The sequence below is a fragment of the Teredinibacter turnerae T7901 genome, assembly GCF_000023025.1.
GTDB classification, from domain to species: Bacteria; Pseudomonadota; Gammaproteobacteria; order Pseudomonadales; family Cellvibrionaceae; genus Teredinibacter; species Teredinibacter turnerae_B.
In genome coordinates, this window is record NC_012997.1 from 2,050,992 (window position 1) to 2,059,014 (window position 8,023).

Genomic DNA, 8,023 nt, shown 5'->3' on the forward strand with positions numbered 1-8,023 from the left:
AATGAAGGTTTTTGTCACCGGTGGTAATGGGTTCGTCGGGCTTAATATTGTCAGTGCTCTGGTGCAGGCAGGGCACGAAGTGTTTTGTTTGGTCCGGAAAAATTCCAATACGGGATATCTGGAGCAGTTTGACGTAACGAAAGTTATCGGTAGCTTGGAAGATAACCATTTTTTAAATGAAATCACCAGCCAGGTTGATGCCGTTATTCATACCGCGGGTGTTACGGGTTGTAAGCGTTCGGAATTGGAAAAACTCATTGCGGTCAATGCCGATTGCACACGTCGCCTCAGTGACGCGGCATTGGCCAACGGTGTAACTCGATTTGTATACACAAGTACAACGTCGACAGTTGGGTGTAGCAATGGCCAGCGCCGTGCGGATGAGAGTGTGCCTCTAACTGGGTTTAGGGCGCGTAACCCTTACGGAATCTCTAAGCAAATGGCAGAGAACATATTGTTGGAGGCTGCCGATAAAGGCTTGGATACCATTATTCTAAACCCAGCCGAAGTGGTTGGCCCTTTCGACTACAACCTGCAATGGGGCCGCATTGTGCTAGCGGTAGCGTTTAATCAGCTTCCATTTGTCCCGCCAGGTGGGGGCAGTTTTTGCCATGCGGGCGAGGTAGGCAGAGCGCACGTCAATGCACTTACCATGGGACGCGCTGGCGAGAAATATATCCTTGCTGGTGAGGATGTCTCGTTCAAGCAGTATATAGAAACCATCGAAAGCCTGCTCGGCAAAGTGTCTGATCGGCCCGGTGGTAATTATTGGCTCAAATATTTTAAAGCATGGGCGAGTGAAAACTTCCCCTACCTTATCAATACCAAACCCGCTGTGGAAGCCTATCGAATGCGCGTGTTTGGGGGGCATTATTATTTTGACTCTAGCAAGGCCGTTAACGAATTGGATTACCGGGAAGCATCTCTGGAAGACATGTTAAGCGCCTGCATTCAGTGGTATCAATCAACAGGAATGGTGCCTGCAAAGGCCGCATAAATCTGAATTTTCCAAGGGGGAAACAATGGATTCTCGAGGTTTAATCGAACTTGAGCGCATGCCGTTCAAAGAACGTTTGAAACAGCAATACGAGTTTTACCTGAAAGAGCTGGATAACGGTTATATGATGGGCCGACAAGGTTCTGGCCCTGTCGATAAAACCATGCAGTACAAAGATCTGCATTCAGACGAATTTCGTGAAGTACTGGTTTTCGGCTCGAACAGCTATCTCGGATTCTCTAATAATCCATATATCAAACAGAAAGTTAAAGAAGCCGTGGACCAGTACGGTATCGGTTCTGGCGGGTCGCCTGCTTTTTCCGGTTACACGCGTCAGCACAAAGATCTTGAGCTGCGCTTGGCAAAACTTGCCGGCCACGATGACGCAGTACTGCTTCCTGGCGGATATATGGCGAACCTATGCTGGGTCACCGGTCTGATGAATCGCAATGACGTTATTGTTTACGATAAGAACAGTCACGCGAGTGTTATCAATGCAATAAAAATGGCGGGCGTGCCTTTTTATTCATTTGACCCGGAAAATCTCGAGGATTTCGAAAGAATTATCCAACGTATTCGAGCCCGGGATGGGGAAGGCAAGCAAATATTTTCCACCGTTGAAGGTGTGCGTTCCGTAGACGGATCTATTATCGAGCTTGAGCGCTATATTCAAATCTGTCGCAACAACGATGTCATTACTATTCTGGACGATGCGCATGGTGTGGGTACCGTCGGAGAGACTGGCAAAGGTACGCTTGAACATCTTAATTTGATCGGCCAGGTCGATTTAAGAATGTCGACTTGTAGTAAAGCGTTGGGTGCACAGGGCGCTTTCGTCTCGGGCAGTAAAGAATTAATTTTCTTGCTGCGTAATTTTTCCTACCCTTATTTGTTTACCTCTGGACTTGCCCAGCCGACGATTGCGGCCATTGATGCGGCACTAGACCTCCTTGACAACGAACCACACCACGTACAGAACCTGCGTGCGAATGTTCGCTATATGCAAGATGCATTGGAAAACGCAGGTTTTCGAATTTTGCGCGGTGACTCCGGCATCATTCCAGTCTTCTTTGACAAAGATGGGCATGTCCATCGGTTGAATAAAGAACTGTACCGTCAGGGATTATTCGCCAACATTATGGAATACCCGATGGTACCTCCTGGCGCTGAGCGTTTGCGGTTGTCGATTATGTCCACTCACACCCATGAAGAAATGGATCGTGTTGTTCAGATGATCGATGCTACTAATCGTTCGCTTTAATGCTTTGAAAATTTGGAGATAGAGCAATGACTCAAACTAACTTAATGGACACGTTTTTTTCGGTGGTCAACAACATTAAAAAGACTGCATTTTCCGCGGATATCATCGCACCTGATTTTCATCTTGGCGGCGATCTCGGTATTGATTCACGCGAAATGCTGGAAATTTGGTACGACCTGGAAAAAGCTGTCGGAGTAACTGTGCCAGACCCGGAAAAGCGCGATATTTATACTGTACAGGATGTAATCAATGTTCTGGAAGCCAAGCTCGCTTTGGAAACCGCTTAATTGATTGCGTGCGCCTTTGTCGCCACATTGACAGGAGAAACCCAATGAAAAACGCCTATGTATTTCCAGGCCAAGGGTCCCAGTTTGTAGGTATGGGAGCTGATTATTTTGATCGATTTCCCGAGTTGGTACATATCGCGGACACTATTTTAGGCTACTCCATTGCGGAATTATGCCTTGAAGATCCGCACAAAAAGCTCAACAACACCAGCTATACGCAGCCTGCACTCTACACTGTCAATGCTTTAGCCTATGCGGCGAAGCTGGAAGACGGCGCACAGCGGCCTGACGTTGTAGCCGGCCACAGTCTTGGTGAATATAACGCGCTCTTGGCAGCGGGCGCGTTCGATTTTGCCACTGGCTTAAAGCTGGTTAAAAAACGTGGCGAATTGATGTCACAGGCTGATCAAGGAGGAATGTTAGCCGTACTTGGTATCGATATTCACTTGGTGAATAAAATTCTGGATGGACTGGATTCCAGTAAAATACAAGTTGCCAATCTTAACTCTGCGCGCCAGACAATTTTATCTGGGGATACAGCTGCGCTAAACAGTGCCTTCAGCGTGTTTGAGCAGGCCGGTGCGAAGGTTGTCCCGCTTAAAGTGAGCGCAGCGTTTCACTCGTCTTATATGGCCGAAGCACGTACGCAATTTGAATTTTATTTGCGGGGCTTCCAGTTTAGAGAGCTGGAAATTCCGGTAATAGCAAACCTGACCGCAGATTTTTATCCTACTTCACGCTTTGAAAACTATCTTGCCGACCAAATCACGGGGGCTGTCCGCTGGCACGATACAATTTTAAGCCTGCTTTCAGCAGGGTTCGATAATATCGAGGAAGTCGGACCGGGTGTTGTCCTTACCAAGATGATAAATATCATTCGGGACGATTTGGCAAAAGAAACACCCATCGTTGAGCCCGCGCCTAAAAGCGACAACCTTTTATTTATGTACGGTGGTCAGGGGTTTCATTATGTTCGTATGGGACATGAGCTTTACGAGCAAAATCCTGTGTTTAGAGAACAAATGAAAATTTGTGATCAGATTGCGCAGGAAAAACTAAATATTTCAATCGCACACGAATTTTATGAGAAAGATCCGGATGAAGTTGATCTGGAAGACATTTTGTTAACGCATCCTGCAATCTATAGCTTCGGGTATTGCCTCACCAAAACCCTGGAAGCGCAGGGGATAACACCGGCTGCCGTTATGGGCTACAGTTTGGGTGAATATGTTGCGGCGACTATTGCTGGATCGCTCGATCTAACAGACGCGTTAACACTGGTTTGCGAGCAGGCGCGCCTGTTAAAAACACATGCTACCAATGGCAGCATGTTGGCAGTACTCACTGATATCTCCGACTTCGAGGCCTGTGCATCGGATTACGAAGGCGGTACGGTCAGCTGTATCAACTACAACGATAACTTCATTATAAGTGGAGATCGTGCGGCTATAATCAAAATTAAAAAGCGACTTGCTGAACGCGATATTCTGTCGCTATTGCTGCCTGTGGCTCACTCCTTCCATTCCCATCAAATCGACACTATTAAATCACCCTTTAATGAATTTGCTGAGGGTATTTCAGTTGCGGAACCCAAATTAAAAATATATTCGCCAGCTAAAGCCGGTCGCGTAACGACTATTGATAAAAATCACCTCTGGGACTCCATTCGAGAGACGGTAGATTTCCATAGTACCGCGGAGAATCTAAAAAAGGACAATGACTACCGGTTTGTCGATCTTTCCCCAACCGCCTCCCTAGCGTCATTTCTGGAGCGGAGTTTTGGCAAGAGCGATAAACACCATTACGCGGTAAACCAATTTGGTAACAATGCCGAAACAATGAAAAAGTTAATTTCAGGTTTATCTGACTAGATTTGCCGGGCGCATTGCTGCGCCCTAAACCCACGCGTTGAGATGCAGTGATGAAAAACATCTTTGAACAGTTTTTTGCGGCCTTGCCTGGCGCCATATGGAAGTTTCGTTGGCTGGTGTTGTTGTGCTACGGCCTGTTGGTGGCAGTATGTTTTGTTGGTGCCGGTAAAGTTGAGAAGGACGATAGTCTCAAAGCTTGGTTTGGCAAGGATTCCGATATATTTAAAAATCAGCGCAAGTTCGATACCACATTTGGTAGCAATGAAGATGTTTATATCGTTGTCGAAGCAAAGGACGGTGATATATTTACTGCCGAATCCCTCTCGGCGCTTCTTGCACTGCACAACGAACTGGCCGCATACGGCGTCGATATTCAAAACAACCCGGATACACCTCTGCGCCACACACGCGAAGTGATCTCGTTGGTGAATGTCCAGGTCACAGAAGTTGAAGGGAATAACCTGTTTGTTCGTGAGTTCATTGGCCCGACTATCCCTGTGTCAGCCGAGAAGCGCGCTGCATTAAAGGCTTCGGCGCTTGAAAATCCAGAGTTGCGTTTGGCGTTCATATCCGACAACGCCAAATACGCGGCTATCTCTATAAAAACCGATTTTGGCGAAACTCTTAAAGCTAAAAGCGCGGGAGAGCATAACCTTGCGGGTTCTGATGAGCTGATGCTGGATATGGCTTGGGAAGTCGACGAAAGTTCGCCGTCGGCAGAAGAGACATTCGAGGAGGCGGAAAAGGATTACGACGAATATTACAAATACATGGAGTCTATTCGTGCCAAGGTTAAATCTGCAGGTGTAGACGATGCCTTTAACGTGTATTACGCCGGTCTTCCCGAAATTATCTATTTTCAGATGGATGTGCTGGATGCAGAAATGCCGGTCATCTTCTCGGGCTTGTTTTTACTGATTTTCATTTTGCTGTTGATTGTGTTTCGTCATATGGCCGGCGTGGTCTGGCCTATCGTGATCGTTGTTCTGTCGGTGTTGTTTACGGTTGGATTTATAGGTTGGTCTGGCGTTCCCAGTTCTAGCTTAAGCGATCCAATGATATTGCTCATTGTGCTTATCAGCGTGGCCGATGCCGTACACCTTATATCCACGTTTAATTTTCAGCGTAAGGAGGGTGAACAGAAGCCAGTGGCGCTTTCGAATGCGTTCCGAAAAGCGGGGCTTTCTTGTTTTTTTACAACCATAACGACAGTGGTCGGGTTTGGCTCGCTTTGGATAGCGAAACCGTCTGTGCCGATCGCAAACTTCGGGTTCTTCTGCGCAGTAGGTATTTTGTGTGCATTTTTCGTAACCATTACGCTCCTGCCATTGATGCTTCGCTGCTGGGCACCTGGTGCGCCTAAATTGGATTCTGTCAATGGCGCACAGCGAGACTTTTCTGCGCCGGTCTTCCGGCTGGTCGATAGTCACCCCGGAAAAATTATCGCGGGTTTCGCCATAGGCTGCGTATTATTTGGTGTTGGATTTGTTCATCTAAAAGTGGATACCAATGTCATTGAAGGGTACAAGCCAGATTCCTATATTCGCAAAGCGTTTGATGTTGCTGATCAGAACATGGGTGGTACTCAGAATATTGATTTTATGATCGATCTGAACGAAGAAAACGCGCTTTACGATGCAGATGTTTTACTTAGGATCGATGAATTTCAACGAAAGATCGAGTCAGAGTTCCCCGATCTTGTCGTCACTGGAATTTCTATCGCCGATGTGATGAAGCGGGTTAATCAGCAATTACATAGCGATGATCCGGCTCACTATGCAATGCCAGAAACCTCGGGAGAAGTCAGCCAGCTGTTGTTTCTGTTTAATAATGTGTCGCCAGAGGAACGCCGTAAGTTGGTGTCCGACGAGTTCGATGCAACGCGAATTGCTTTCATGGTACGCAACGCCGGGTCTACAGCTTACGTCGATTTAATTGCTGAAAGTAACCGCTGGTTCGCCGAAACCTTTAGCCCGTTAGCCCAAACCTATCCAGAAATGGAGCTGGTGAACGCGGGCGGTGTGGTTACCTTTATGCATCTATTTGATCGCATTGCGCATTCGCAGCTCACCAGCTTTCTGACTACGCTGGGTATGGTTGCAATTATGCTCCTGTTCGTCTTTCGTTCGTTCTATCTCAGTGTATTGGCGCTGGTCTCGAGTGTGGTTCCTATTGGTCTCACCTTTGGTGCAATGGGCTGGCTGGGGATCGATCTGAATCAGTTCACTATGATCGTGGCGCCGATTATTCTCGGTATCGCTGTGGACGACTCTATTCACCTAATAAATAAATTGCGGATGTGTTTGTCAAAAACGTCAGACATGCACATCGCTGTACGGGAAGCGTTACGCGAAGTTATTCAGCCGCTAGCGTTTACCTCTATCGTACTTTCCGGCGGTTTGCTGACAATGATGTACAGCTCAGACGCTTCATTTCAGGCTTTTGGTTATTTGAGTGCGCTAGCTATCTTAAGCGCTTTCGTCGCGGATGTTCTACTAATACCTTCGATATGCCTTTATGTTGTGCGCTATAAAAAGCCGGTTGCCCAGACTCAGGCAGCTTCCGCGCAAGCGGTGAGCCATTAATTTTTGGAGAGCAAGTATGCGTAAAATTTATTCTGTTTTGATATTGGCAGTAGCTTGGATTGTAGCAGTGCAGACCTTCGCCGAAGCAGCTGCCACGTCTGCGCCAGATGTAGAGGTTGACGCAAAAGTAAAGGCGTCGGTTGCAGAGCAAATTGACCCGGCGAAAGAGCTCGTGTCACAAGTTCTGGATCGGTATATGGGGAAAACGGAGATTAGTACGCTTTCTCTGATGACATGTCCTTATCAAATAAAAAATAAAAAATTGTCCTGTGCGTCAGACATTCGTAAAAAGAAAGTTAAGTCCCTCACTAAGAATTACGGTGAAAATCTCCGCGACAGTAAAGGCTTACTGTTGATCGTGGAGCCGATTGCGGAGTTCGGAATTGGAATATTGCAATACGACTACACTAATTCCGGGCAGGATACGGATCAGTGGTTGTATTTGCCTGAGCTCGATCAGGTTAAGCGAATGTCGTCCTCTGCAGACGCGCCGAAAAAAGGATCGTTGTTCGGCAGTGAATTCGCGCTGGAAGATGTTGAGCGAGAGAAAGTTGCCGACTACGAGTATCGCATTCTTAAAACTGCCAAAATTGGTGGTCGTGACGTAACAGTCGTTGAACAACACCCGGATGATGAACGGGCAAAGAAAACCAACTACCTTAAGCGCGTTAAGTGGATAGACAGCGAGCGCCTCATTGTGCTGAAAGAAAACTTCTACAGCCTCAGTGGCGAGCTGATGAAGGTCAGCTATGTGTCTAATGTAGAGGAGATAGACGGCATCTGGACAGCGCGTCAGCGCACTATGCGGAATCTAAAGAGTCAGCGTATATCGATGCTCCACTATGACGACGTTAATTACAATATTGAAATCGATGATGAGTATTTGACGCGTCGAGTTTTGAGTGATGCTGTCTATAGAAACCGCTTTCTCAATGATATTGACGAAAGTGTACAAAAAAATTCCGAGGCAAAATTGGGCATGAATCCATAATGCCATGAATTGTAGAAACATGTGCTCTTTC

6 protein-coding genes are annotated in these 8,023 nt (G+C 46.9%); all 6 read left to right on the forward strand.

The window, feature by feature from the left end; genetic code table 11:
- Position 1: 1 nt before the first annotated feature.
- The 6 genes from TERTU_RS08865 to TERTU_RS08890 are packed head-to-tail and all read left to right on the forward strand — an operon-like array spanning position 2 to position 7,992.
- Positions 2 to 997: an NAD-dependent epimerase/dehydratase family protein gene (locus TERTU_RS08865; protein ID WP_015818670.1), complete on the forward strand. Its 996-nt coding sequence runs from the start codon at positions 2 to 4 to the stop codon at positions 995 to 997.
- 25 nt (positions 998 to 1,022) lie between these two features.
- Positions 1,023 to 2,258, forward strand: coding sequence for an aminotransferase class I/II-fold pyridoxal phosphate-dependent enzyme (locus TERTU_RS08870; protein WP_015820217.1), 1,236 nt, complete (start codon positions 1,023 to 1,025; stop codon positions 2,256 to 2,258).
- Between the two features lie 26 nt (positions 2,259 to 2,284).
- The gene (locus tag TERTU_RS08875) at positions 2,285 to 2,545 is read left to right on the forward strand and encodes an acyl carrier protein (RefSeq protein WP_015820683.1); all 261 of its coding nucleotides are present in this window, start codon (positions 2,285 to 2,287) and stop codon (positions 2,543 to 2,545) included.
- A gap of 44 nt (positions 2,546 to 2,589) precedes the next feature.
- On the forward strand, positions 2,590 to 4,416 hold the full coding sequence (fabD, locus tag TERTU_RS08880) for an ACP S-malonyltransferase (protein ID WP_015817512.1): 1,827 nt from the start codon (positions 2,590 to 2,592) through the stop codon (positions 4,414 to 4,416).
- A gap of 50 nt (positions 4,417 to 4,466) precedes the next feature.
- Positions 4,467 to 7,001: an efflux RND transporter permease subunit gene (locus tag TERTU_RS08885; RefSeq protein ID WP_019601745.1), complete on the forward strand. Its 2,535-nt coding sequence runs from the start codon at positions 4,467 to 4,469 to the stop codon at positions 6,999 to 7,001.
- A 16-nt stretch (positions 7,002 to 7,017) separates the two neighbouring features.
- Positions 7,018 to 7,992, forward strand: a complete 975-nt coding sequence (locus tag TERTU_RS08890) for an outer membrane lipoprotein-sorting protein (RefSeq protein WP_015819635.1) — start codon at positions 7,018 to 7,020, stop codon at positions 7,990 to 7,992.
- Positions 7,993 to 8,023: the final 31 nt, after the last annotated feature.